We start from the raw sequence: 24175 nt of genomic DNA on the forward strand, positions 1-24175 counted from the left end.
CACACTATAGGAATGCGCCCACCACACCGTCAAGGCACGGTCTTAAGGAAACCCCTTACATTTCGGAGATTTAGGAGCGGTATTGGAGGGGGAGAGGTAAATTTTCGCGGGTTTTGACAGGCAAATACGAAGCCGCCCAAATGATTGCGGCTCAAAGTTAAAGTAATTTATTAAGTGTAAGAATTTTTTGGCATTACGGATAAGAAAAACCGCTGCTTTAACAGCAGTCGAGAGAAGAAGGTGGAGAGTCGATCTGTAAGCCGGGTTCTGTCGAGGACAGTCATTCCTCTACGACGGCCATCACTGGACGTCTTTAGCAACCTACCCGGTTCCAGCGCGGGCCACGCCTTGGAACCCTATTTGGTCTTGCTCCGAGTGGGGTTTACCTTGCCACGAACTGTTGCCAGACGTGCGGTGCGCTCTTACCGCACCTTTTCACCCTTACCGGCACCGAAGTGCTTAGGCGGTTATTTTCTGTGGCACTTTCCGTAGGCTCGCGCCTCCCAGGCGTTACCTGGCACTCCGCCCTATGGAGCCCGGACTTTCCTCCCCCCCTTGACTGCAAAGCAGCAAGAGGCAGCGACTGTCCAATCGACTCTCCGCCGCCAAGGGTATCGGGACGAGGCGTCAAGAACAAGCATTAAAAGCCAGAATGACGCGCATTTGTCGCACGAGACGGAACTTATTGATCCTTCTGTTTGTCCAGTGCGACCTGGTAAAGCAGATTCTTGCGTACCCCGGTGATTTCCGCTGCCAGTGCGGCCGCGCGCTTGAGCGGCATCTCTTCGAGCAACAGATCCAGAACCCGGCGCGCCTCGGCACCTACCACATCTTCATCCTCGGGCGGCGTCCAGCCCGCCACCAGCACCACGCATTCACCACGCTGCTGATTGCTGTCGCCCTCGACAAAGGCACGCAGTTGCGCCAGCGGCAGCCCCTTGAGGGTTTCAAACGTCTTGGTCAGCTCCCGCGCCAGCAATGCGGGACGGTCAGGGCCGAACACCTGCTCCATGTCCTGAAGACATTCGAGAATCCGGTGCGGGGCCTCATAGAAGATCAAGGTGCGAGGCTCTTCGCGAAGCACTTCAAGCCGGCTCTTGCGACCCACGGCCTTGGCTGGCAGAAAACCTTCAAAGATAAAACGGTCCGAAGGCAGGCCGGCTGCCGACAAGGCCGCAATCAGGGCGCAGGCACCCGGCACCGGAACCACCTGAACACCCGCCGCCCGCGCCTGCCGGACAAGGTGATAACCAGGATCGGAAATCAGCGGCGTCCCGGCATCGGAGATCAATGCAACATCGTCACCGGCCAGCAGACGGGTAATGAAACGACTACCCTCGTCACGCTCGTTATGTTCATGACAGGCAGCCAGAGGCGTGGATATTCCAAAATGCTGCATCAGCCTTGAGGAGTGGCGAGTATCCTCTGCTGCTATCAATGCCACTTCACGCAGCACTTTCAAGGCCCGCACGCTCATGTCGTCCAGATTGCCGATAGGGGTCGCCACTACATAAAGCGAACCCAGGGTGGAATTTGAAACAACCGGAGCAGTCAAAGCGCAGACCTCATTTTTGGTGGTTGAAAAAACCACATTGTACAGGCTACGACCCTGACCCATGGTGCAACACATTCAGGGATGGGCATAAAAAAGGAAGGAAAACCATGATTCTGCCCCGTCGCAAGATGCTGAAACACTCTCGAATCAAGTGTATTGGCCGATAGAGCACTACGACACGACCAATATCACCGCTTTCGACACCTTCGAAGTCGCACCCCGGCCAGTGCTTGGGTACAATTCCCCGCTAACTTGCTTGAGTATCAGGAACACATCAATGATCGCCTGCCTGCGGCTGTTCTCTGCCCTCTGCCTCGCTGCCCTTCTTGCAGCCTGCGCCAGCTCGCCCTCATCCAGTCTTGGTGAGTTGCCTCGCACCCCCGACGCCAGCATCGAGCAATTGCTTGAACAGGCTGCGGCTGCCAAGACGCCGGATCAGGCCGCCCCGTTGCGCTTGAGCGCCGCAGATCTGGCGAATCGCCAGAACAATCCTGGCCGCGCCGCCCAGATTCTGGCCCAGGTCCCTCTGGATCAGTTGAAGCCCGGCCTGCAGGTATTCGCCAGCACCCTGACTGCAGAACTGGCCATGGGTCGCAACCAGCCAAAGGCTGCACTGACCGCACTGGATCACCCTAGCCTGCAACGTCTGGGCGAACTGTCGGTTGAACAGCAAATCCGCACTCACGCTGTCCGGGCTCGCGCACTCGAAGCCGATGGCCAGACCCTGGCCGCAGCTCGCGAGCGTGTGTTCGCAGGCCCGCTGCTGCAAGGCAACGACGCCAGCGCCAACAACGATGCCATCTGGGCACTGGTTGCAGCACTGCCTGCCGACCAACTGCAAAGCACTGCCACCGACGACATGGGCGGCTGGCTGAGCCTGGCCCGCTCGGTCAAGGGCGCCGGCACGCTGGAGCAGCAACAGGCCGCCATCGACAGCTGGAAAGCACAGAACCCGCAACATCCGGCCGCCTTGAAACTGCCGACCACCCTCGCCCAGCTCCGCGCCCTGACCAGCGAGCCGCTGACCAAGATCGCTCTGCTGCTGCCACAGGATGGTCAACTGGCCTCTGTTGCCAAGGCGCTGCGTGAAGGCTTCATGGCTGCGCACTATCAGGCCCAGCAAGCTGGTCAGAACCCGCCAGCCATTCAGGTCTTCGACAGCTCGCGCGTCACATCGATGGATGACTTCTATCGTCAGGCCAAGGCTGCCGGCGCGCAACTGGTCGTCGGCCCGCTGGAAAAGAATCTGGTCAAACAACTGAACAGCCGCCAGCAACTGCCTATCACCACATTGGCCCTGAACTACAGCGACTCCAACACCGAAGGCCCGGCACAACTGTTCCAGTTCGGCCTTGCCGCCGAAGACGAAGCACGGGAAGTGGCACGCCGCGCCTGGGCAGACGGCAAACGCAGCGCCGTCGCCATGGTGCCTAAAGGCGAATGGGGCGATCGCGTACTGGATGCCTTCCGCAAAAGCTGGCAAGCCAAGGGCGGCACTCTGATCGCAGCCGAACACGTCGACCAGCCTGTCGCGCTTGCCCAGCAAGTCGCAGACCTGTTCCAGTTGCGCAACAGCGAAGGCCGCGCCCAGCGCCTGCAAAGCACCGTAGGCACTCAGGTTGCCGCCCAGCCTACACGCCGCCAGGACATCGACTTCATGTTCCTGGCTGCAACTCCACAGCAGGCTCAGCAGATCAAGCCGACCATGGTGTTCCAGTACGCTGGCGACGTTCCGGTCTATGCCACCTCTCACCTGTTCACCAACAGCAACGATCAGGCTCAGTATCTGGACCTGAACGGCGTACGCTTCTGCGAAACCCCATGGTTGCTCAATGCCAACGACCCTCTGCGCCAGCAAGTGACCGCTCAATGGCCACAAGCATCGGGCAGCCTGGGCCGCCTCTACGCCATGGGCATCGACGCCTATCGCCTGGCTCCGCGTCTTGGCCAGCTCAAGACACTGCCTGAAAGCCGCATCGACGGCCTGTCGGGCAGCTTGAGCCTGAGCCCGAGCCGCCGCGTCGAGCGTCAACTGCCTTGGGCAGAGTTTGTCGATGGCAAGGTCCAGCGCCTGCCGGACACCGCTCCTTGATGCCAGGCAACACCCGGCAACAGGCAGGGCGCGAGGCAGAAGCCTGCGCCCTGCTGTATCTACAACAACAAGGCCTGCGCCCGATTACCCAAAACTGGTCATGCAAACGCGGCGAGCTTGATCTAGTCATGCTCGACGGCGATACAGTAGTATTCGTCGAAGTTCGCTACCGACGCCACTCAGGCTGGGGTGGAGCCATGGAAAGCGTCGATTTTCGCAAACAGGAAAAACTGATTACCGCTGCACAACTGTTCCTGCAACAAGAGTCACAGTGGGCCGATTATCCATGCCGTTTCGACGTGATCGCTATCGATGGAGATCCAGGCAAGGCCGCTCCCCTGACGTGGCTCAAGAGTGCATTCGACAGTTGATGTAACAAGCGGACAATCGCAAACCTGACGCGCAGCAACACCCTTTACCACCCATTTTGCTATTTGATTTGCGGGCTGCACATTCAGTGTGTGGTGAGCCGCCGGGGATCCCCGCAGCGCACCCGACCAGCCGCCGTACGCTCTCATTAAGGTCACATTGATGGACATGCAATCCCGAATTCGCCGGCTGTTCCAGGCCAGCATTGACACCAAGCAACAGGCGATGGACGTCCTTGCACCCTTTATCGAGCAAGCCAGCCAGGTAATGGTCAACGCCCTGCTCAACGAAGGCAAAATGCTTGCCTGCGGTAACGGCGGCTCTGCCGGCGATGCCCAGCACTTTTCCTCCGAACTGCTCAACCGTTTCGAGCGTGAAAGGCCTAGCCTGCCTGCGATAGCGCTGACCACGGACAGCTCGACGATCACCTCGATCGCCAACGATTACAGCTACAACGAAATCTTTTCCAAACAGATTCGCGCCCTGGGTCAACCGGGCGATGTGCTGCTGGCCATTTCCACCAGCGGCAACTCGGCGAACATTATTCAAGCCATCCAGGCCGCACATGATCGCGAAATGATTGTCGTAGCATTGACGGGACGCGACGGTGGCGGCATGGCATCGCTATTATTGCCGGAAGACGTAGAAATCCGCGTCCCCGCCAATGTCACGGCACGCATACAAGAAGTCCATCTGCTGGCGATCCATTGCCTTTGCGATCTGATCGACAGCCAACTGTTCGGGAGTGAAGAATGACCCCTAATCGCCTCAGCCTACTGGTCCTGACCCTGTGCCTCGGCATCAGCGGATGCAGCTCGGTTCTGACAGCAGCACGCGACAAACCGATCGAGGACGACCGGGGAACCAGGACTTTCGGCAGCAAGATCGATGACTCCCTCATCGAAACCAAAGCCGCAGTGAACATCTCCAAGGCCAGCCCTGATCTGGCCGAAGGCTCGCACATTGTCGTCACCAGCTTCAACGGCATCGTCCTGCTGGCTGGCCAGACGCCTCGCGCAGACCTCAAGGCCCTGGCCGAACAGGCTGCCAGCTCTGTGCAGCGAGTCAAGAAGGTCAACAACGAACTTCAAGTCATGGCGCCATCGTCCCTGCTGGCACGCAATAACGATGCGTGGCTGACGACCAAGATCAAGACCCAGATGCTGGCGGACAACTCGATCCCCGGCTCTCGGATCAAGGTCGTGACCGAAAACGGGATCGTTTTCATGCTCGGCCTGCTCACTCAGGATGAAGCCAATCGCGCCACCAATCTGGTGCAGGGCGTATCCGGTGTGCAGAAAATCGTCAGGCTGTTCGAGTACATCGACTGATAACCTGGCGGCATTAAAAAAGGCGATCCGGATGGATCGCCTTTTTTTATTTCACAACTTTCAGACTCGGCCTGCCGCTAGGACGCGGAGGCTCGCTGTCCGGTGGTGGTGGCGCATCCTCTTCCAGCTCGATCTCGTCTTCTTCCTCCATCGGAGGCTCCAGATCGAAGACCATGCCTTGGCCGTTTTCCCGGGCATAAATACCCAGAATGGCGCCAATGGGAACATACAAGGCATGCGGCACACCGCCGAAGCGGCCTTCAAAACTGACCGCTTCGTTGTCCATGTGCAAATGACGCACAGCACTGGGTGAAACGTTCAGGACAATCTGCCCATCGTTGGCAAAACCCTGAGGGATCTGCACCGACGGGTACTCCGCATTGACCAATATATGTGGTGTGCAATCGTTATCGACGATCCACTCATAGAGAGCACGAATCAGATAAGGGCGACTGGAGTTCATCAACGGCTCCTTAAGCCTTAGCGCATCTCACGTTCGGCTACAGACAGGCTTGCCTGAAATGCCTCGCGCGCAAATTGGCGCTCCATGTAATCAAGCAACGGCTTGGCAGGCCGTGGCAATTCGATACCCAAGACTGGCAAACGCCAGAGTATGGGCAGTAGACAGCAATCGACAAGGCTTTGCTCGTCACTGAGGAAAAAAGGTTTTTCCGCAAACAACGGCGAAACACCGGTCAGACTTTCGCGCAATTCCTTGCGCGCTTGTACGCGGGCAGACTCTTTGCTGCGCGAATCCAGAATAAGATCCACCAGTCCACACCAGTCGCGCTGAATCCGATGAATCAGCAGGCGACTATTTGCACGCGCCACAGGGTAAACCGGCAGCAAGGGCGGATGCGGGTAACGCTCATCAAGATATTCCATCACCACCGTAGACTCGTACAACGCCAGGTCACGATCAACCAGGGTTGGCACGCTGCCATACGGATTCACTTCGATGAGCTGGGGCGGATGACGACCCGCAACCACATCAATGATCTCGGCGCTGACACCCTTCTCAGCGAGCACGATGCGCACGCGATGGGAATAGTGGTCGGCGGGGTCGGAGTAACAGGCCAACCGATTGGTCACGCCCATGGCGATCCTCCTCGCTTGTTAAATTTATAAGGCAGACAAACGAACGCGCCCCAGTGGGCCCCCGATTATGACCGCGCAAAGACAGGTCGTCGTCGCGGGCGACAAGATAGCTCATTTACGCGAAGTAAATTCTGCAATCTTGCGCCGCTACTATACCCGCCTCGCAATCACTATCCGAATGGAGACTCCACTGGAGCGCTTGTGTCAGTGCGAAGCTACAACTGCTCGATCAGTGAACATCTTTCCAGTATTCGCGCTTGAGCAGATACGCGAAAACAAAGAAGAAGGCCAGATAAAGCAGCACATAAGTGCCTATACGCTGATGCTGCAGTTTAACCGGATTGGCTGAATAGGCCAGAAAGGTCACCAGATTCTTGATCTTCTCGTCGAACTGCTCTGCAGTCAGGCTACCGGTTTTCGGCACGATGGTCAGTTGATCGCAAGCCTCGTGAGTCAGCGGCGCACCGGTAAGGGGGTCATATTGCTTCTTGCCCTCTTCAACCACCTGGACCTGCTTGCAACCCACCACCTGCCGACCTTGAAGGCTCGCCAGCACGTTAGGCATGCCGACGTTGGGGAACACTCGGTTATTCACACCCAATGGTCGAGCCGGGTCCTCGTAGAACGAGCGCAGATAGCCATAGAGCCAGTCCGTGCCACGCACACGCGCCACCAGCGTCAGGTCAGGCGGCGCAGCACCGAACCAGGTCTTGGCATCGTTCGACTGCATGCCGGTGTTCATGTGGTCGCCGATCTTGGCACCGGTGAACACCAGCTTTTCCAGCATCAGCTCATGGGGAATCCCCAGATCATCGGCCACACGCTCGTAGCGCTGGTATTTGGCGCTGTGACAGCCCATGCAGTAGTTGACGAACGTCCGTGCACCGTCCTGCATCGCAGCCTTGTCGGAGACATCGATATCGACCTTTTCCAGTTCCGGACCGCCATGTTCAGCGGCGAATGAAAAGACAGGCAGAATCGCGAGAATCAATACAGCCAATAGCTTTTTCATCAGCCAGTCACCCTTTCTGGAACCGGTTTGGTCTTCTCTAGCCGGGTATAGAACGGCATCAGAATGAAGTAGGCGAAGTACAGAAAGGTGCAGATCTGCGACAGCAGCGTGCGCTCGGGAGTCGGCGACAGAACGCCCAGCACGCCGAGGATCACGAAAGAGACACAGAACAACAGCAGCCAGAGCTTGCTCATCCACCCCTTGTATCGCATGGACTTGACCGGGCTTCGGTCCAGCCAAGGCAGCACGAACAGCACCGCAATGGCCGCTCCCATGGCGATAACCCCCATCAGCTTGTCCGGAATCGCCCGCAAGATCGCGTAGAACGGCGTGAAGTACCAGACAGGCGCAATGTGTTCCGGCGTTTTGAAAGGATTGGCCGCTTCGAAGTTGGGTTTTTCGAGGAAGTAGCCACCCATTTCAGGGAAGAAGAACACGATGGAGCAAAAGACGAAGAGGAATACCACTACGCCGACAATGTCTTTCACGGTGTAGTAAGGATGGAAAGGAATGCCATCCAGAGGGATACCGTTCTCGTCCTTGAGCTTTTTGATATCCACACCATCCGGGTTGTTGGAGCCCACTTCATGCAACGCCAGAATGTGTAACACCACGAGGCCCAGCACCACGATCGGCAGAGCGACCACGTGTAAAGCAAAGAAACGGTTCAAGGTGATACCGGAAATCAGGTAATCGCCACGAATCCATTGGGTCAGGTCGTCACCGATGACCGGAATGGCGCCGAACAGCGAAATGATCACCTGGGCACCCCAGTACGACATTTGTCCCCAGGGCAGCAGGTAGCCCATGAAAGCCTCAGCCATCAGCGCCAGGTAAATCAGCATGCCGAACACCCAGACCAGTTCACGCGGCTTTTGATACGAGCCGTAGAGCAAGCCACGGAACATATGCAGGTAGACCACGATGAAGAAGGCGGAGGCCCCCGTGGAGTGCAGCAGACGCAGAATCGCGCCGTACTCGACGTCACGCATGATGTATTCGACGGAAGCGAACGCCTCTTCAGCCGAAGGCGTATAGCTCATAGTCAGCCAGACTCCGGTGAGGATCTGATTGACCAAAACCAGAAGCGCCAGAGAGCCGAAGAAGTAGAAGAAGTTGAAATTCTTTGGAGCGTAATACTTGCTGAGATGGTCTTCCCACATCTTTGTCGCCGGGAAGCGAGCATCGACCCAATCCATGAACTTGCTCATCACGCACCCTCCTTATCGACGCCAATGACAATCACACTGTCCGACTCATAGGAATGCGGAGGCACTGGCAGATTCAGTGGCGCGGGTTGAGACTTGTAGACCCGACCGGCCAGATCGTAATGAGAGCCGTGACAAGGACAGAAATAGCCTCCCACCCAGTCCTTGCCAAGATCGACAGGCGCGACTTCAGGACGGAAGGTCGGCGAACAACCCAGGTGCGTACAAAGGCCGACCAGAAGCAGGATTTCCGGCTTGATCGAACGAACCACGGGGTCAACATACGAAGGCTGAACAGAAGCCTTGGACTCGGGATCGGATAACTGACCGGTGATCTTGCCGAGGTTATCCAGGATCTCTTTGGTGCGACGAACAATGAATACCGGTTGACCGCGCCACTCAGCAATCATCTGCTGCCCTGCTTCAATCTTGCTGATATTCACCTTGACCGGTGCCCCCGCGGCTTTCGCCTTGGCACTGGGGAACCATGACCCCACGAACGGGACCGCAGCCCCCACCGCTCCTGCTGCACCAACCACGGATGTGGCTGCCACGAGGAAGCGACGCCGGCCTGCATTCACGCCGTCATTGCTCATTCCGTCCTCTCCCATCAGCTATGTGGCCTGTTTGAGCAGGCGTCTACTTAAACTCAATCTAGCTGCTTATAGATTTGGCCGGATGGTAAATAAAAACCCTTCATTTAACAAGGTAATAAGACCGTACAAAAAGTAGGAAATCTTGTAAATCAAGGGTTACAGCCATGTGGCACGTTGTCACACATATTTGACAGGCATAAAAAAACGCCCAGCTCCGAAGAGGCTGGGCGTTCTTTTTGAACGAAGTGCGAATTAACGCTTCGAGTACTGCGGACGCTTACGCGCTTTACGCAGACCAACTTTCTTACGTTCAACTTCACGAGCGTCACGAGTAACGTAACCGGCTTTACGCAGGGCGCTACGCAGAGTTTCGTCGTATTGCATCAGAGCGCGAGTGATACCGTGGCGGATTGCGCCAGCTTGACCACTTACACCGCCACCGATAACGGTGACGTAGATGTCGAACTTCTCAACAGTTTCGGTCAGTTCCAGCGGCTGACGAACTACCATGCGGGCAGTTTCGCGGCCGAAGAACACGTCCAGAGAACGGTTGTTGATCGAGATGTTACCAGTGCCCGGACGCAGGAAAACGCGTGCGGTTGCGGTCTTGCGACGGCCAGTGCCGTAATTTTGAGTCGCCGACATAATGAACTATTCCGTTAAAACTTCAGTTCTTGGGGCTGCTGAGCAGTATGAGGGTGTACAGCGCCCGCATAGACTTTCAGCTTACGATACATGTCGCGACCCAGCGGGTTCTTAGGCAGCATGCCTTTGACCGCGGTCTCGATCACGCGCTCAGGAGCTTTATCGATCAGCTTTTCAAAGTTGATCGATTTGATCCCGCCCGGAAAACCGGAGTGAGAGTAGTAAATCTTGTCGGAAGCTTTAGCACCGGTAACGCGGATTTGCTCAGCGTTGATAACGACGATGTAATCACCGGTATCGACGTGCGGAGTGTATTCCGGTTTGTGCTTGCCACGCAGACGGCTCGCGATTTCGGTGGCCAGACGACCCAGGGTCTGACCAGCAGCGTCGACGACGAACCAGTCGCGCTTAACTGTTTCCGGTTTAGCAGTAAAAGTTTTCATTCTTTATAGCCTCAGGGGCCGCCTGAAAATGAGACGGCGGATCTTACTGAATAGTGCGTACTTTGACAAGTCAAAGGCAGCCGGAAACAGACGCTATCGGGGGCTCGGGTCAGCGCGTCCGTTATACGGCAAGATTCTTCGGCAGACGGCGCATCACTTCCACTGCAAAGAGCTGGCGGATTATACAGGCTGAAAAAATAACCTCAACCTGATTTTCAACCCACGACCTGTTTAGTGCTCTGACAGGCAAGCCATGAGGCTGGCCGGCCTGGAAGTCACGGTTATTGAGGCTAGACACACTCGCGAAAAAATAAGACGATTCAGCCGTTGTTTGACCACTATTCCATATAAGAACAAAAGATCATGCCGATTCAACACACCGCCCCGCTGCGGCGCGTAAGCATTCTTGCCACTGACAAAGTGTTCGCTTCCACCCTGATGCAGGCCAAGGACTTCTTCCATCTGGCCAGCCTGCGGTACAGCAAGCAACTGGGACACGGCCTCAAGCCCGCCTTTGAAATTCGCCTGGTGAGCCCGGACGGCATGCCCGTCGGCAGCTTCAGCGACGTCACCCTGCCTGTAGACGGCCCACTGTGCGAAAGCGACATCATCGTCATCCCGGCATTCTGGGACGATTTCGACAGCCAGTTGCAGCAATACCCGCAGATTCTGCCATGGCTGCGCGAACAGCACGCCAGCGGCGCCGTGCTGTGCGGTGAGGCCACCGGGGTTTTCTGGCTGGCCGAAGCCGGCCTGCTGGACGGCAAGGAAGCCACGACTTACTGGCGCTTCTTCAATACGTTCAGCGAGAGGTTTCCCAAAGTCCTGCTCAATCAGGAAAAGCACCTGACAGACGCCGACAACCTGTATTGCGCAGGCGGCACCACGTCAGCATGTGATCTGTATATCTATCTGATCGAGCGCTTCTGCGGCTCGAACGTCGCCCAGGCCGTGGCCCGCGACATTCTCTACGAGGTGCGGCGCAGTTATTCACCGGGAAGGATAGGTTTTGGCGGCCAGAAGCTGCATCAGGACGTCATCATCCTGCAGATCCAGCACTGGCTTGAAGAGCACTTTGCAGACAAGTTCCGCTTTGAAGACGTGGCCCGCAACCACGGCATGAGCATCCGCAACTTCATGCGCCGCTTCCAGGCCGCTACCGGCGACAAGCCACTGCATTACCTGCAACGCCTGCGCATCGAAACAGCCAAGGGCCTGTTATCGGGCACGCGCAAAAGCATCAAGACCATCAGCTACGAAATTGGCTACGACGATGCGAGCTTCTTCGCGCGCCTGTTCCGCCAACACACCGAACTGTCGCCGAATCAGTACAGGCAGCAGTTTCAGCAGGCCGCCTGAGGGCGGCATGCTGAAAAGCTGCAAGCCGCAAGTTACAAGCAGCAAGAAAAAGCAGAAGCAAAGCAGTACGCAACCTGCCTTTACTTGCAGCTTCCAACTTGAAGCTTGCAACTGCCCCTAAGGCTTATGCGCCCGCGACAGAAACTCGTGGGACTGCATTTCCAGCAAGCGGCTCAGGGTACGTGCGAATTCAAACGTCAGACGACCGCCTGTGTACAGGTCCTTCAACTCAACCTCGGCCGAGATGATCAGCTTGACGTTGCGGTCGTAGAATTCGTCGACCATGTTGATGAAGCGGCGGGCAATGTCGTCGGTGGTGACGCTCATCTGCTCGACACCGCTCAGCAGCACAGCGTGGAAGATCTTGCCCAACTCGATGTAGTCGTTCTGGCTGCGAGGCCCGTCGCACAGTTCACGGAAATCGAACCACGCTACGTCATCACAAGTGCGCAAGGCGCGAATCTCGCGATTCTCGATGATCAGCACATCGTTTTCGATGGTCTGCGCGCAGTCGGGCGTCAGCGCCTTGAAGCTTTTGCGCAGGCTTTCCTCGGCGACGTCATTGAGCGGGAAGTGGAACAGTTCGGCCTGCTCCAGATGGCGCAGGCGATAGTCGACGCCGCTGTCGACGTTGACGATATCGGTGTTCTGCTTGATCAAGGCAATGGCTGGCAGGAAGCGGGCACGCTGCAGGCCGTCCTTATACAGGCCATCGGGCACGATGTTGGACGTCGCGACCAGGGTCACGCCATTCTTGAACAGCTCTTCCATCAAGGTGCCAAGGATCATGGCATCGGTAATGTCGGAGACGAAGAATTCGTCGAAGCAAATCACCCGCGCCTCATCGGAAAAGCGCTTGGCGATGAGGACAAGCGGGTTTTTCTCGCCCTTGAGGGTTCTCATCTCTTCGTGCACACGCTTCATGAAGCGGTGGAAGTGAGTCCGCACCTTCTGCTCGAACGGCAGGGCGTCGAAGAACGTATCAACCAGATAGGTCTTGCCCCGGCCCACGCCGCCCCAGAAGTACAACCCCTTGACCAGGGTCGGTTCTTTCTTGCCGAACAGCTTGCCGAACATGCCCGGTTTGCTGTTATTCGCAGCAACCAGATCCTCGTACAGACGCTGCAAGTGACGCACAGCGTTTTCCTGCGCGGCATCGTGGAAGAAGTCAGGGCGTTTCAGATCTGCTTGATATCGTTCTAGAGGCGTCATATTCGCTAACAAGGCAACAAAAAAGCGGGCCGACACTGTAGCGACGGCCCGGGGGAATGGCAATCAATCCTGCAAGGCTTTGAGCTCAGCCAGCAAGCGCTCTATACCGGCCTGTACCGCTTGGGCACTTTCAAACTGAGGGCTTTCAGCCTTGGCATTGCCAAAAGCCACCTCAAAGTGGAGATCGCCGGCAATGATGATTGGCTCGGTTGGCCCAAGCAGACTTTTACTGGCAGCACCTGCCGTCTTGCCATCAGCGAACTTGTCCGACAGCAGCAACTGCTCACCATCGGCAGCCAGCAGGCGGAAACGGAAACTGCCGTCTTCCTCACGGAAACTCACAACCCGTGCGCCCTTGGCGGCTTTTTTCTTGCCGGTTTCGACATTCTGCGCAACCGTGCGGAAAGAGCGCAGGCCCACCGCTTCACGCAGCTCTTCGAGGAACGGCGTCGCGGCACGACGGGCTTTCCGGGCACCGGCGAGCAGGATGTCTTCCAGGTCGGCAGGCCGCTCGATCAGGCTCAGATACTTCTCGCGGGCTTCGCTCAGCTCGCCATCCAGCAGTTTGAACAGACGACTCTTGGCCTCGCCCCAACCCAGCCCCTGCAGCAACTCGGAACGGAACTCGGCCGATTGCTCAGCACTGGAGAACGCCTGATAGAGCGTGAACAGATGGGAGTTGTCCGGATCCTTCGCTTCGCCCGGGGCACGGGAGTCGGTGACGATGCGCGAGATAGCGTCCTTCATGTCCTTGGCGCTGCTGAACAACGGAATGGTGTTGTCGTAGCTCTTCGACATCTTGCGCCCATCCAGACCTGGCAGCGTCGCAACGCTTTCCTCGATCAGGGCTTCAGGCATGACGAAGAACTCCTTGCCCTTGCCAAACAGGTGGTTGAAGCGCTGGCCGATATCACGGGCCATTTCAACGTGCTGAATCTGGTCACGACCGACCGGCACTTTATGGGCGTTGAACATCAGAATGTCGGCAGCCATCAGCACCGGATAGCTGAACAGGCCCATGGAGATGCCGGCATCCGGGTCTTCACCGGCCTCGACGTTCTTGTCCACGGAAGCCTTATAGGCATGAGCCCGGTTGAGCAGGCCCTTGCCAGCCACACAGGTCAGCAACCAGGTCAGTTCCGGGATCTCGGGGATATCGGACTGGCGGTAGAAGGTCACACGATCGACATCCAGACCGGCAGCCAGCCAGGTCGCGGCGATTTCCAGACGCGAGCGCTGAATGCGCTGCGGGTCGTCGCACTTGATCAAGGCGTGGTAATCCGCCAGGAAGTAAAAAGAATCGGCATCCTTCTGGCGACTGGCGACGATGGCCGGGCGAATCGCGCCCGCATAATTGCCCAGATGGGGAGTGCCGGTGGTGGTGATACCGGTCAGGATACGAGTAGTCATGGCAGGTCGCTTATTCTATGGCTGCAATCAATTCGAGAGACGCGGCAGGACCAGATCTTTCAGGTCGGTCAGCTTGCCGTGGAAAAAGTGTCCGCATTCTGCCACTTTCAGCAGCTCATGGGGACGTTGCAGAAGCGCAGACCATGCATAGACCATTTCAGGGTCCACGACTTCGTCGGTTTCCGGCTGAATGACGGTCAGCGGGCAGTTCTGCGGCAGCACGCTCTGATCTTTCAGACGCGATGCGGCAGCGGCCACCAGAAACAGATGCTTCAGTTGCTCTCCCTGCGCTTCAAGACGCCCGCCGAGTGTCGCCGCCACGTAACCGCCAAAGGAAAACCCCAGCAGCGTGATGGGCAGATCCGGCTGTTGTTCACGCAGCCACTGCGCGACGGCAACCGCATCCTCCACCTCTTCCGGCCCGGCAACCGAAGTGCCTGCACTGGCACCGACGCCACGATAATTGAAACGTAACGTAACCAGACCGGCATCGCGTGCAGTACGCTGCAGCGTCGAAACCACTTTATTGAGCATCGTCCCGCCCTGGATCGGGTTAGGATGACAAATCAGCGCCAGGCCCACAGCATCGGGCAGATCCTGATAAAGCGCCTCAAGCTGACCTTCGGGGCCATCAATGAATACGGGGGTTTCACGCATGGACAAAATAAACTCCGTGACCTCGAAATGGATCGACTCGTCTAGCTGATTGTCTGTGGCTGACATATAAGCGACGCGTCGCGGGTATACAGCGCAGGTTAGAGCCGTTAACGTAAAGCAAAGCCGTTTATAGAGGAAGGACTCGTGGAACACTCGCTCTTAGTTTGGTTGTTGCCGACTCTTGCCCTGGTTGCCGGTGTCGTCATTGGTTTCCTGGTCGCACGTCTGCTGCCCAATACCGTTCCGAATAACACCCAGCGCCAGCTGGACAGCATTCAGGAGCGCTTCGATACCTATCAGAACGAGGTGGTCACTCACTTCAACAGCACGGCTACCCTGGTACAGAAACTTTCGCAAAGCTATCAGGAAGTACAGGAACATCTCGCCGAGGGCGCCAACCGTCTGGCCCTTGACGAACTGACCCGCCAACGCCTGCTGGCGGCCTTGCACCCCGAGGCCAATCAAACGCCTCGCGACCGTCTTACACCGCCACGTGACAGCGAAGCACCAAAGGACTACGCGCCCAAGGCACCCAACACGCCGGGCATGCTGGATGAGCATTACGGTCTGAAAAAGCCGTAAGCGACCGATAAACAAAAAGCCCGCCATTCAGATCGAATGGCGGGCTTTTTTGTTGGGGCCCTTTTCGCGAATAAATTCGCGAAGAACTTAGATCGCGCCGCGGGTGCGCAACAAGTCCAGTACCAGCTTGACGCTCTCTTCCACGCTCAACGACTGGGTATCGATCACCAGATCGGCATCCAGCGGTACGTCGTACGGGAAGGACTCACCTGGAATGTTGTCGCCTTCGGCGGCATACAGGCCTTGCGGATCACGTTCACGACAGACGGTTGGCGAAGCCTGGACGTAGACCGTCAGCAGACGCTCCTTGCCAACCAGCGCCTTGGCGCGCTCGCGGCCTTCGGCATCCGGCGCAACGAAGGCTGCCAGGGTCAGCAGACCGGCTTCATTGAACTGACGAGCCACGTGAGCAGCACGACTCCAGTTCTCGGTACGACCGGCACGGTCCTGTGGCAGGCCTTTGTTCAGGTCGTGACGCAGGTTCTGGCCATCGAGGACATAAACCGCACGCCCCATGTCGAACAGCTTGCGCTCGACCGCATAGGCCAGCGTGCTTTTTCCTGCGCCCGACAGGCCGCTGAACAGCACGGTAGCCGGTTGCTGGCCGAAACGCTGAGCACGCTCCTGAGTCGATACGTGAGCCAGTTCGCCATGGTGATTTGCGCCGCCAGCACTGACTGGTTTGGCGATAATCATGCCTGCCGCAACGGTGCCGTTGGTCAAGCGATCAATAACGATGAATGCACCGGTGGTGCGGTTGCTTTCGTAACCGTCCAGCGCGATAGGCGCATCGAGGCTGATCTTGACCCGACCAATCTCGTTCAGTTGCAAGGCACTGGCAGGATCTTCGACCAGCGTGTTCACATCAACGCGGTGCGTGATGCTGGCAATAGAGCCCGGCACATAGCTGGTAGCGCGCTTGATGTCATATTTCTTGCCCGGCAGCATCGGCTCTTCAGCCATCCACACCAGCATGGCATCGAACGCATCGCTGACTTGCGGAACGTTGTCGGCATGCACCAGCAGGTCGCCACGGGAGATATCGATTTCGTCTTCCATGGTCAGGGTGATGGCCTGACCCGGACCGGCCTGTTCAAGCTCACCTTCGAAGGTGACGATGGACTTGACGCGACTGCTCTTGCCCGATGGCAACACGACGATCTCATCGCCCTTGTGCACGATGCCACTGGCCAGGGTACCGGCGAAACCTCGGAAGTTCAGGTTCGGGCGGTTGACGTACTGCACCGGGAAACGCAGGTCCGAGTAGTTGCGGTCGTTGGAAATTTCGACGGTTTCGAGAATTTCCATCAGTGACTGGCCGGTGTACCAGGGCGAACGCTCGCTCTTGTTCACCACGTTATCGCCCTTGAGGGCCGACATCGGCACGAACGCCATGGTGGTCGGCTTGAAGGCCAGACCTTCGGCAAACTTCAGGTAATCGGCCTTGATCGACTCGAAGACGCCCTCATCGAAGCCCTTGAGGTCCATCTTGTTGATGGCCACGACAATGTGCTTGATGCCCAGCAACGAGGCGATGTAGCTGTGACGACGGGTCTGGGTCTGCACGCCATAACGAGCGTCGACCAGAATGATCGCCAGATCGCAGGTCGATGCACCGGTCGCCATGTTGCGGGTGTACTGCTCGTGGCCCGGCGTATCGGCAATGATGAACTTGCGCTTGGCGGTCGAGAAATAGCGATAAGCGACATCGATGGTGATGCCCTGCTCACGCTCGGCCTGCAGGCCATCCACCAGCAGCGCCAGATCCACGTCATCGCCAGTGGTACCAGACTTCTTCGAGTCGCGGGTAATGGCTTCCAGGTGATCTTCATAGATCATCTTGGAATCATGCAGCAGACGCCCGATCAGCGTGCTCTTGCCGTCATCGACGTTGCCACAGGTAAGAAAGCGCAGCATTTCCTTGCGTTCGTGCTGGCCCAGATAGGCGAGGATGTCCTCGCTGATCAATTCGGATTGATGGCTCATAGGGTTCAAGCTCCAAGCTGTAAGCTTCAAGCGGCAAGCTTGTCGGCGTACAACTAGTCAGAAATTTTGTTATAGGCGCACAAATGCGCCACACAAAGGGCGGCAACCTGAAAGCCTCTGAAGCGACGTAATGTGCTTCCAACTTGCAGCTTGCCGCTTGTAACTTGAAGCTTAGAAATAACCCTGACGTTTCTTTTCTTCCATCGAACCTGCGCCGTCGTGGTCGATGACCCGGCCCTGGCGTTCGGAAGTTCGTGTCAGGAGCATTTCCTGGATGATGTCGGTCAGGCTGGTGGCTTCGGATTCGACGGCGCCGGTCAGCGGGTAGCAGCCGAGGGTGCGGAAGCGCACTTTCTTTTTGACGATCCGGGCCTTTTCCTCGTCGGTAAGGTGCTCGAGGATGCGATCGTCGTCGATCATGATCAGGGTGCCGTTCTTCTCGATGACGTCGCGCTCGGCGGCAAAGTACAGCGGCACAATCGGGATGCCTTCGAGGTAGATGTACTGCCAGATGTCCAGTTCGGTCCAGTTCGACAGCGGGAAGACGCGGATCGACTCACCCTTGTTGACGTTGCCGTTATAGACGTTCCACAGCTCGGGACGCTGGTTCTTCGGGTCCCAGCGGTGCTTGCTGTCGCGGAACGAGTAGACACGTTCCTTGGCACGGGATTTTTCCTCGTCACGCCGCGCGCCGCCGAAAGCTGCGTCGAAACCATGCTTGTCCAGTGCCTGCTTCAGGCCCTCGGTCTTCATGATATCGGTGTGCTTGGCACTGCCGTGGGTGAACGGGTTGATACCCTGCGCAACACCATCCGGGTTGACGTGGGTGATCAGGTCCAGGCCCATTTCCTCGACCATCTTGTCGCGGAAGCGATACATTTCCTGGAATTTCCAGCGGGTATCGACGTGCATGACCGGGAACGGCAGCTTGCCTGGGAAGAAGGCCTTGCGCGCCAGATGCAGCATCACGGCAGAGTCTTTGCCGATCGAGTACAACATGACCGGGTTGTCGAACTCGGCGGCGACCTCGCGGATGATGTGGATGCTTTCCGCCTCCAGCTGTTTCAGATGCGTCAGTTTGTCAACCATGGTTACTCACGGAGTGCAATCGTTGTGGGCCGGGAAAAATCCCCCCGGGCGGCCAGCGGGCCGTATTCGAGCCGCGCACTTTATCATGAGGCATACCGCAGGATCAGCGCGCTTGATAGATCGAAACGATCTATACATATAGCCCCATGTTTGGATCTCTCAGATCGGGTTAGGGCAATCGATGAATATATGTTCAAGGGCAAAACGTCGCGCCAGATAGTCACCCAGGGCCTGAACCCCATAGCGCTCGGTGGCGTGGTGCCCGGCAGCGATAAAGCTGATGTCGTTCTCACGGGCGCTGTGAAAGGTTTGTTCCGAGGCTTCGCCACTGAGAAACAGATCCACACCTTCTAGCACCGCCTGATCGATGTAGCCTTGGCCACCACCGCTGCACCAGCCGACACGCCGGATCATCTGGCTGCCTTCGATCAACAGGGGTTCACGCCCCAGAGCGTCCTGCACGCGACGGGCAAAATCACGAGGCGTCATCGGCTCGGAAAGAGAGCCGACCAGACCGACCACCTTGGGATTCTCCGGGTCCAGCGGCCCTTCGACCGTGATATCCAGTTGGCGAGCCAGTTGCACGTTATTGCCTACATCCGGATGCACATCCAGCGGCAAGTGATAGGCCAGCAGGCTGATGTCGTGCTTGAGCAAGGTCTTCAGGCGGCGCTGCTTCATGCCCACGACACAAGGGTTTTCGCCCTTCCAGAAATAGCCATGGTGAACCAGGATCAGGTCGGCCTGGGCTTCGACAGCGGCGTCCAGCAAAGCCTGGCTGGCCGTCACGCCGCTGACGATGCGCATGATTTGCGGCCGGCCTTCGACCTGCAGACCGTTGGGGCAATAATCCTGAATGCGGGCACTGTTGAGATAGCGGTCGGCCTCTTCGACCAGGGTACTCAGGGCAACAGCCATAAAAGACTCCTAAATATGCAGTTCAGAGCTGCTTTGTGCTCGTATAATGCCCGCCATTATGGCGCACTCGTGGAAAATTCTTTGCGCCTGTCACTATCAGGACTTGCTCAATGTTAAAGGCACTGCGCTTTTTCGGCTGGCCATTGCTGGCTGGCGTGCTCATCGCCATGTTGATTATCCAGCGTTACCCGCAATGGGTCGGGCTGCCCAGCCGTGATGTAAACCTGCAACAGGCTCCCAAGACCACCGTGGTGATGCAGGGGCCGTCGTCGTATGCCGATGCAGTGAGTGCCGCTGCGCCAGCAGTGGTCAATCTCTACACCACCAAGATGGTGAACAAGGGCAACAACCCCACCATGTTCGAGGACCCTCAGTTCAGAAGGTTCTTCGGCGATAACGCTCCCAAGCAGAAGCGCATGGAATCGAGCCTCGGTTCAGGCGTGATCATGAGCCCCGAAGGCTACCTGCTGACCAACAACCACGTCACCACTGGTGCCGACCAGATCGTGGTCGCCCTCAAGGACGGCCGCGAAACCATCGCCCGGGTCATCGGCAACGACCCTGAAACCGATCTGGCGGTGCTGAAGATCGACCTGAAAAACCTGCCATCCATCACCATTGCACGCTCCGACGGCATCCGGATCGGCGATGTGGCGCTAGCCATCGGCAACCCGTTCGGTGTCGGCCAGACCGTCACCATGGGCATCATCAGTGCGACCGGCCGCAACCAGCTGGGCCTCAACACCTACGAAGACTTCATCCAGACCGACGCGGCCATCAACCCCGGCAACTCGGGTGGCGCGCTGGTGGATGCCTCCGGCAACCTGACCGGCATCAATACAGCGATCTTCTCCAAGTCAGGGGGCTCCCAGGGCATCGGCTTTGCGATCCCGACCAAACTGGCGATGGATGTCATGAAATCGATCATCGAACACGGTCAGGTCATTCGTGGCTGGCTGGGCATCGAAGTTCAACCCCTGACACAGGAGCTGGCTGACTCCTTCGGCCTGAAGGATCGCCCAGGGATTGTAGTTGCCGGAATCTTTCGCGATGGCCCGGCACAGAAAGCCGGCCTGCAACTGGGGGATGTGATCCTGAGCATCAATGGCGAACCAGCAGGTGATGGTCGGCGTTCGATGAATCAGGTGGCGCGCACCAAGCCCAAGGACAAGATTGCGATTGATGTCATGCGCAATGGCAAGGAGTTGCGCCTGAGCGCCGAAGTTGGCCTGCGGCCGCCACCGGCACCAACGCCGGCAGTGAAGGAACAGTAAAACCAGTCTTCGCGAATGAATTCGCTCCCACACAGTAGGAGCGAATTTATTCGCGAAAGACCTAAATCCCGCTCAACCCGTCCAGCAACGCCTGATTCTGCTCAGCCGTACCGATGCTGATCCGCAGGAACTGGGCAATCCGCTCCTGCTTGAAGTGACGCACGATAACGCCCTGCTCGCGCAGCTTGGCTGCCAGGCCTGCAGCATCATGTTTCGGGTGACGGGCAAAGATGAAGTTGGCCGCAGAAGGCAACACTTCAAAACCAAGACCTTCCAGCTTCTCGACCAATGCCTCACGGCTGGCGATTACCGCATTGCGAGTGGTATCGAAGTGCTCACGGTCTTCAAAGGCTGCCGTCGCACCGACAATCGCCAGGCGATCCAGCGGGTAAGAGTTGAAACTGTTCTTGACCCGCTCCAGCGCTTCGATCAGATCCGGATGCCCTACCGCGAACCCGACCCGCAAACCGGCCAGTGAACGGGACTTGGACAACGTCTGTGTCACCAGCAGGTTAGGATAACGGTCAACCAGCGCTATCGCCGTCTCGCCACCAAAATCGACATACGCCTCATCGACCACTACCACCGAATCCGGACTGGCCTTGACGATCTGCTCGACCGCTTCCAGCGGCAGCAGGCAGCCGGTGGGTGCGTTCGGGTTCGGGAAGATGATCCCCGCATTCGGCTTGGCATAATCAGACACGCGAATCTGGAACTGTTCGTCCAGCGCGACAGCGTCATAGTCAATGCCGTACAGACCACAGTAGACCGGATAGAAGCTGTAGCTGATATCCGGGAACAACAGAGGCTTGTCGTGCTGGAACAGCGCATGAAAGATGTGCGCCAGCACTTCGTCTGAGCCATTGCCCAGGAACACCTGACTGGCCTGCACACCGTAATAACCGGCCACGGCCTGCTTGAGCAGGTCACTGTTGGGGTCCGGATACAGACGCAGATCATCGGTCAATGCAGCCCGCATCGCCTCAAGCGCCTTGGGCGAAGGGCCGTAAGGGTTTTCATTGGTATTGAGCTTGACCAGCTTGGTCAGCTTCGGCTGCTCACCCGGCACATAAGGCACCAGACTGCTGACGAAAGGACTCCAGAATTTACTCATTACTTGCCTTCCTCTGTGCTGCCCGCACTCCAGTGGGTATCCGTGATCCGGTACTCGGCACTGCGAGCGTGGCCGGTCAACGATTCGCCACGAGCCAGAACCGAAGCGGTCTTGCCCAGTTCGGAGGCACCTTGCGGCGAGCAGTAGATGATCGATGAGCGCTTCTGGAAGTCATAGACGCCCAGCGGCGAAGAGAAACGTGCAGTGCCGGAAGTCGGCAGCACATGGTTCGGACCGGCGCAGTAGTCACCCAATGCCTCGGACGTGTGACGCCCCATGAAAATCGCACCGGCGTGGCGAATCTGCGGCAACCAGGCTTCAGGGTCGGCGACCGACAGCTCAAGGTGCTCCGGCGCGATGCGGTTGGCGACATCGATGGCTTGCTGCATATCGGCTACTTTGATCAGGGCACCACGGCCATTGATCGAGGTTTCGACGATGGCCGCACGCTCCATGGTCGGCAGCAGCTTCGTAATACTGGCGGCCACCTTGTCGAGAAACTCTGCATCGGGGCTGACCAGAATCGCCTGGGCATCTTCGTCATGCTCGGCCTGGGAGAACAGGTCCATGGCAATCCAGTCCGGATCGGTCTGGCCATCGCACACTACGAGAATTTCCGAAGGCCCGGCGATCATGTCGATGCCGACCTGACCGAACACATGACGCTTGGCAGTGGCGACATAAATGTTGCCAGGGCCGACGACTTTATCCACCTGAGGCACGCTTTCAGTGCCGTATGCCAGCGCGGCAACGGCCTGTGCGCCACCAATGGTGAAAACGCGATCGACACCCGCGATGCAGGCAGCAGCCAGCACCAGTTCGTTGATCTCGCCACGCGGCGTCGGCACGACCATGACCACTTCAGTCACACCGGCCACTTTCGCCGGAATGGCATTCATCAGGACCGACGAAGGATAAGAAGCCTTGCCACCCGGCACGTACAGACCGGCACGGTCCAGCGGCGTGACTTTCTGGCCAAGCACCGTGCCGTCGGCTTCGGTGTAGCTCCAGGAGTCCTGCTTCTGTTTTTCGTGGTAGCTGCGCACGCGGGCAGCAGCCGTTTCCAGCGCCTGACGCTGTGCAGGTGAAATGCGTGTCAGCGCCAGTTCCAGGCGCTCGCGAGGCAGGATCAGGTCAGCCATCGACGCCACTTGCAGGCCATCGAAACGCTGGGTGAACTCGACCAGGGCCGCGTCACCACGCTCACGCACCGCCTTGATGATGTCGAGCACACGCTGGTTGACCGAATCGTCAGACACACTTTCCCAGCTCAGCAGATGATCCAGATGTCGTGCGAAATCCGGGTCGGCAGCATCGAGTCGGCGTATTGCAGTGGGAGTGGTCATAGCGATATCTCAATAAGTGGCGGATGCTCAGGTGCCATAAGCTACCAAGCTATCCGCGCAGGCACCTGAGAAATTTGGCTATGACACGGATAGCTGGACGCGACTCGAAGGCCGCGCAATCGATCAGCCGCGGTGTCGCGACTCTACTGCCTTGCGCAGAGTGTCGATGAGCGCCTGGATGCGCGCATGCTGCATTTTCATGGAAGCCTTGTTCACCACCAGACGCGAACTGATGGTAGCGATCAGTTCCTGAGGCTCAAGACCGTTGGCACGCAAGGTGTTGCCGGTGTCGACCACGTCGATGATCTTGTCGGCCAGACCAATCAGCGGTGCCAGCTCCATCGAGCCATACAGCTTGATGATATCGACCTGACGACCCTGCTCGGCGTAATAACGCTTGGCAACATTCACGAACTTGGTCGCCACACGCAGGCGGCCTTTGGGCTCGGCAGCACCAATGGCTCCAGCGGTCATGAGCTTGCACTGGGCAATCTGCAGATCCAGCGGCTCATACAGCCCCTGGCCGCTGTACTCCATCAACACATCCTTGCCCGCAACACCCAGGTCGGCAGCGCCATGCTCGACATAGGTCGGCACATCGGTAGCGCGCACGATCAACAGGCGTACGTCGTCTTGAGTCGTGGGGATGATCAGCTTGCGGCTCTTGTCCGGATTCTCGGTCGGCACAATGCCCGCTTCGGCAAGAAGCGGCAGTGTATCGTCGAGGATACGGCCCTTGGACAGTGCGATGGTCAACATGGAAAACGTAAGTCCTTATCAGGAAACTTTTGCTCCGGGCAGACGGCCCGAAACAACACTTGAGCCCGACATGACGGGCTCAAGGTGAAACGAATCAGAAAATCACACTGCAGATTCCAC

At 57.7% G+C, this 24175-nt stretch carries 24 protein-coding genes and 1 other RNA gene; 7 read left to right on the forward strand and 18 right to left on the reverse strand.

Annotated features, from left to right (window positions below):
- Positions 1-240 precede the first annotated feature (240 nt).
- Both rnpB and rsmI read right to left on the reverse strand, forming a co-directional pair.
- Positions 241-599, reverse strand: an RNA gene (gene rnpB / locus KGD89_RS21060) — RNase P RNA component class A.
- 83 nt (positions 600-682) lie between these two features.
- Positions 683-1477, reverse strand: coding sequence for a 16S rRNA (cytidine(1402)-2'-O)-methyltransferase (gene rsmI / locus KGD89_RS21065; RefSeq protein WP_236249453.1), 795 nt, complete (start codon positions 1475-1477; stop codon positions 683-685).
- Positions 1478-1832: 355 nt separating this feature from the next.
- Here rsmI and KGD89_RS21070 point away from each other — a divergent pair, with 355 nt between their 5' ends.
- The 4 genes from KGD89_RS21070 (at position 1833) to KGD89_RS21085 (ending at position 5347) form a co-directional block, all read left to right on the forward strand.
- Positions 1833-3647, forward strand: coding sequence for a penicillin-binding protein activator (locus KGD89_RS21070; RefSeq protein WP_025261744.1), 1815 nt, complete (start codon positions 1833-1835; stop codon positions 3645-3647).
- Positions 3647-4018 (forward strand): YraN family protein, encoded by a 372-nt coding sequence (locus KGD89_RS21075; RefSeq protein ID WP_038400025.1) that lies wholly within the window; start codon positions 3647-3649, stop codon positions 4016-4018. Before KGD89_RS21070 ends, KGD89_RS21075 begins: the two co-directional genes overlap by 1 nt.
- A gap of 160 nt (positions 4019-4178) precedes the next feature.
- On the forward strand, positions 4179-4772 hold the full coding sequence (locus KGD89_RS21080) for a phosphoheptose isomerase (RefSeq protein ID WP_025261746.1): 594 nt from the start codon (positions 4179-4181) through the stop codon (positions 4770-4772).
- Positions 4769-5347 (forward strand): BON domain-containing protein, encoded by a 579-nt coding sequence (locus KGD89_RS21085; RefSeq protein ID WP_025261747.1) that lies wholly within the window; start codon positions 4769-4771, stop codon positions 5345-5347. The genes KGD89_RS21080 and KGD89_RS21085 overlap by 4 nt, the downstream gene beginning before the upstream one ends.
- Positions 5348-5393: 46 nt before the next feature.
- Here KGD89_RS21085 and KGD89_RS21090 read toward each other — a convergent pair whose 3' ends face one another.
- The 7 genes from KGD89_RS21090 to rplM all read right to left on the reverse strand — a co-directional run bounded on the left by KGD89_RS21090 (position 5394) and on the right by rplM (position 10349).
- A complete protein-coding gene (locus tag KGD89_RS21090) occupies positions 5394-5810 on the reverse strand; it encodes a ClpXP protease specificity-enhancing factor (RefSeq protein WP_025261748.1) in 417 nt (138 codons plus the stop codon).
- A gap of 17 nt (positions 5811-5827) precedes the next feature.
- Positions 5828-6445, reverse strand: a complete 618-nt coding sequence (locus tag KGD89_RS21095; RefSeq protein ID WP_025261749.1) for a glutathione S-transferase N-terminal domain-containing protein — start codon at positions 6443-6445, stop codon at positions 5828-5830.
- 229 nt (positions 6446-6674) lie between these two features.
- Positions 6675-7457: a cytochrome c1 gene (locus KGD89_RS21100; protein ID WP_025261750.1), complete on the reverse strand. Its 783-nt coding sequence runs from the start codon at positions 7455-7457 to the stop codon at positions 6675-6677.
- Complete coding sequence (locus tag KGD89_RS21105) at positions 7457-8668, reverse strand: cytochrome b (protein WP_025261751.1); 1212 nt, start codon at positions 8666-8668, stop codon at positions 7457-7459. Before KGD89_RS21105 ends, KGD89_RS21100 begins: the two co-directional genes overlap by 1 nt.
- The gene (gene petA, locus KGD89_RS21110) at positions 8668-9261 is read right to left on the reverse strand and encodes a ubiquinol-cytochrome c reductase iron-sulfur subunit (protein WP_025261752.1); all 594 of its coding nucleotides are present in this window, start codon (positions 9259-9261) and stop codon (positions 8668-8670) included. Before petA ends, KGD89_RS21105 begins: the two co-directional genes overlap by 1 nt.
- A gap of 252 nt (positions 9262-9513) precedes the next feature.
- Positions 9514-9906 carry a 30S ribosomal protein S9 gene (gene rpsI, locus KGD89_RS21115; RefSeq protein ID WP_025261753.1) on the reverse strand — a complete coding sequence of 131 codons (393 nt, stop codon included), beginning with the start codon at positions 9904-9906 and terminating at the stop codon, positions 9514-9516.
- A 14-nt stretch (positions 9907-9920) separates the two neighbouring features.
- Positions 9921-10349, reverse strand: a complete 429-nt coding sequence (rplM, locus tag KGD89_RS21120) for a 50S ribosomal protein L13 (protein ID WP_025261754.1) — start codon at positions 10347-10349, stop codon at positions 9921-9923.
- 462 nt (positions 10350-10811) lie between these two features.
- On the opposite strand from rplM, the gene KGD89_RS21125 reads away from it, so the two are divergent.
- A complete protein-coding gene (locus tag KGD89_RS21125) occupies positions 10812-11708 on the forward strand; it encodes a GlxA family transcriptional regulator (protein ID WP_162883735.1) in 897 nt (298 codons plus the stop codon).
- A gap of 117 nt (positions 11709-11825) precedes the next feature.
- On the opposite strand, the gene zapE is transcribed toward KGD89_RS21125, so the two are convergent.
- The 3 genes from zapE to KGD89_RS21140 form a co-directional block, all read right to left on the reverse strand.
- The gene (gene zapE, locus KGD89_RS21130; protein ID WP_025261756.1) at positions 11826-12920 is read right to left on the reverse strand and encodes a cell division protein ZapE; all 1095 of its coding nucleotides are present in this window, start codon (positions 12918-12920) and stop codon (positions 11826-11828) included.
- A 63-nt stretch (positions 12921-12983) separates the two neighbouring features.
- Positions 12984-14330, reverse strand: a complete 1347-nt coding sequence (locus KGD89_RS21135; protein ID WP_025261757.1) for a tryptophan--tRNA ligase — start codon at positions 14328-14330, stop codon at positions 12984-12986.
- A 27-nt stretch (positions 14331-14357) separates the two neighbouring features.
- Complete coding sequence (locus KGD89_RS21140; RefSeq protein WP_025261758.1) at positions 14358-14987, reverse strand: alpha/beta hydrolase; 630 nt, start codon at positions 14985-14987, stop codon at positions 14358-14360.
- A 144-nt stretch (positions 14988-15131) separates the two neighbouring features.
- Here KGD89_RS21140 and KGD89_RS21145 point away from each other — a divergent pair, with 144 nt between their 5' ends.
- Positions 15132-15569, forward strand: coding sequence for a YhcB family protein (locus tag KGD89_RS21145; RefSeq protein WP_025261759.1), 438 nt, complete (start codon positions 15132-15134; stop codon positions 15567-15569).
- Positions 15570-15656: 87 nt separating this feature from the next.
- On the opposite strand, the gene cysN is transcribed toward KGD89_RS21145, so the two are convergent.
- The 3 genes from cysN to KGD89_RS21160 form a co-directional block, all read right to left on the reverse strand.
- A complete protein-coding gene (gene cysN, locus KGD89_RS21150) occupies positions 15657-17555 on the reverse strand; it encodes a sulfate adenylyltransferase subunit CysN (protein ID WP_025261760.1) in 1899 nt (632 codons plus the stop codon).
- A 171-nt stretch (positions 17556-17726) separates the two neighbouring features.
- Positions 17727-18644, reverse strand: a complete 918-nt coding sequence (gene cysD / locus KGD89_RS21155) for a sulfate adenylyltransferase subunit CysD (RefSeq protein ID WP_025261761.1) — start codon at positions 18642-18644, stop codon at positions 17727-17729.
- Between the two features lie 159 nt (positions 18645-18803).
- The gene (locus KGD89_RS21160) at positions 18804-19562 is read right to left on the reverse strand and encodes a Nif3-like dinuclear metal center hexameric protein (protein WP_025261762.1); all 759 of its coding nucleotides are present in this window, start codon (positions 19560-19562) and stop codon (positions 18804-18806) included.
- Between the two features lie 110 nt (positions 19563-19672).
- Between KGD89_RS21160 and algW the strand changes: the two genes are divergently transcribed.
- A complete protein-coding gene (gene algW / locus KGD89_RS21165; protein WP_025261763.1) occupies positions 19673-20836 on the forward strand; it encodes a Do family serine endopeptidase AlgW in 1164 nt (387 codons plus the stop codon).
- A gap of 61 nt (positions 20837-20897) precedes the next feature.
- Here algW and hisC read toward each other — a convergent pair whose 3' ends face one another.
- The 3 genes from hisC to hisG all read right to left on the reverse strand — a co-directional run bounded on the left by hisC (position 20898) and on the right by hisG (position 24055).
- Entirely contained in the window at positions 20898-21950 is a 1053-nt protein-coding gene (hisC, locus tag KGD89_RS21170) for a histidinol-phosphate transaminase (protein ID WP_025261764.1), read from the reverse strand.
- The gene (gene hisD, locus KGD89_RS21175; RefSeq protein WP_025261765.1) at positions 21950-23296 is read right to left on the reverse strand and encodes a histidinol dehydrogenase; all 1347 of its coding nucleotides are present in this window, start codon (positions 23294-23296) and stop codon (positions 21950-21952) included. Before hisD ends, hisC begins: the two co-directional genes overlap by 1 nt.
- Positions 23297-23419: 123 nt before the next feature.
- Entirely contained in the window at positions 23420-24055 is a 636-nt protein-coding gene (hisG, locus tag KGD89_RS21180; protein WP_025261766.1) for an ATP phosphoribosyltransferase, read from the reverse strand.
- Positions 24056-24175: the final 120 nt, after the last annotated feature.

It is taken from the genome of Pseudomonas cichorii (assembly GCF_018343775.1).
GTDB lineage: Bacteria > Pseudomonadota > Gammaproteobacteria > Pseudomonadales > Pseudomonadaceae > Aquipseudomonas > Aquipseudomonas cichorii.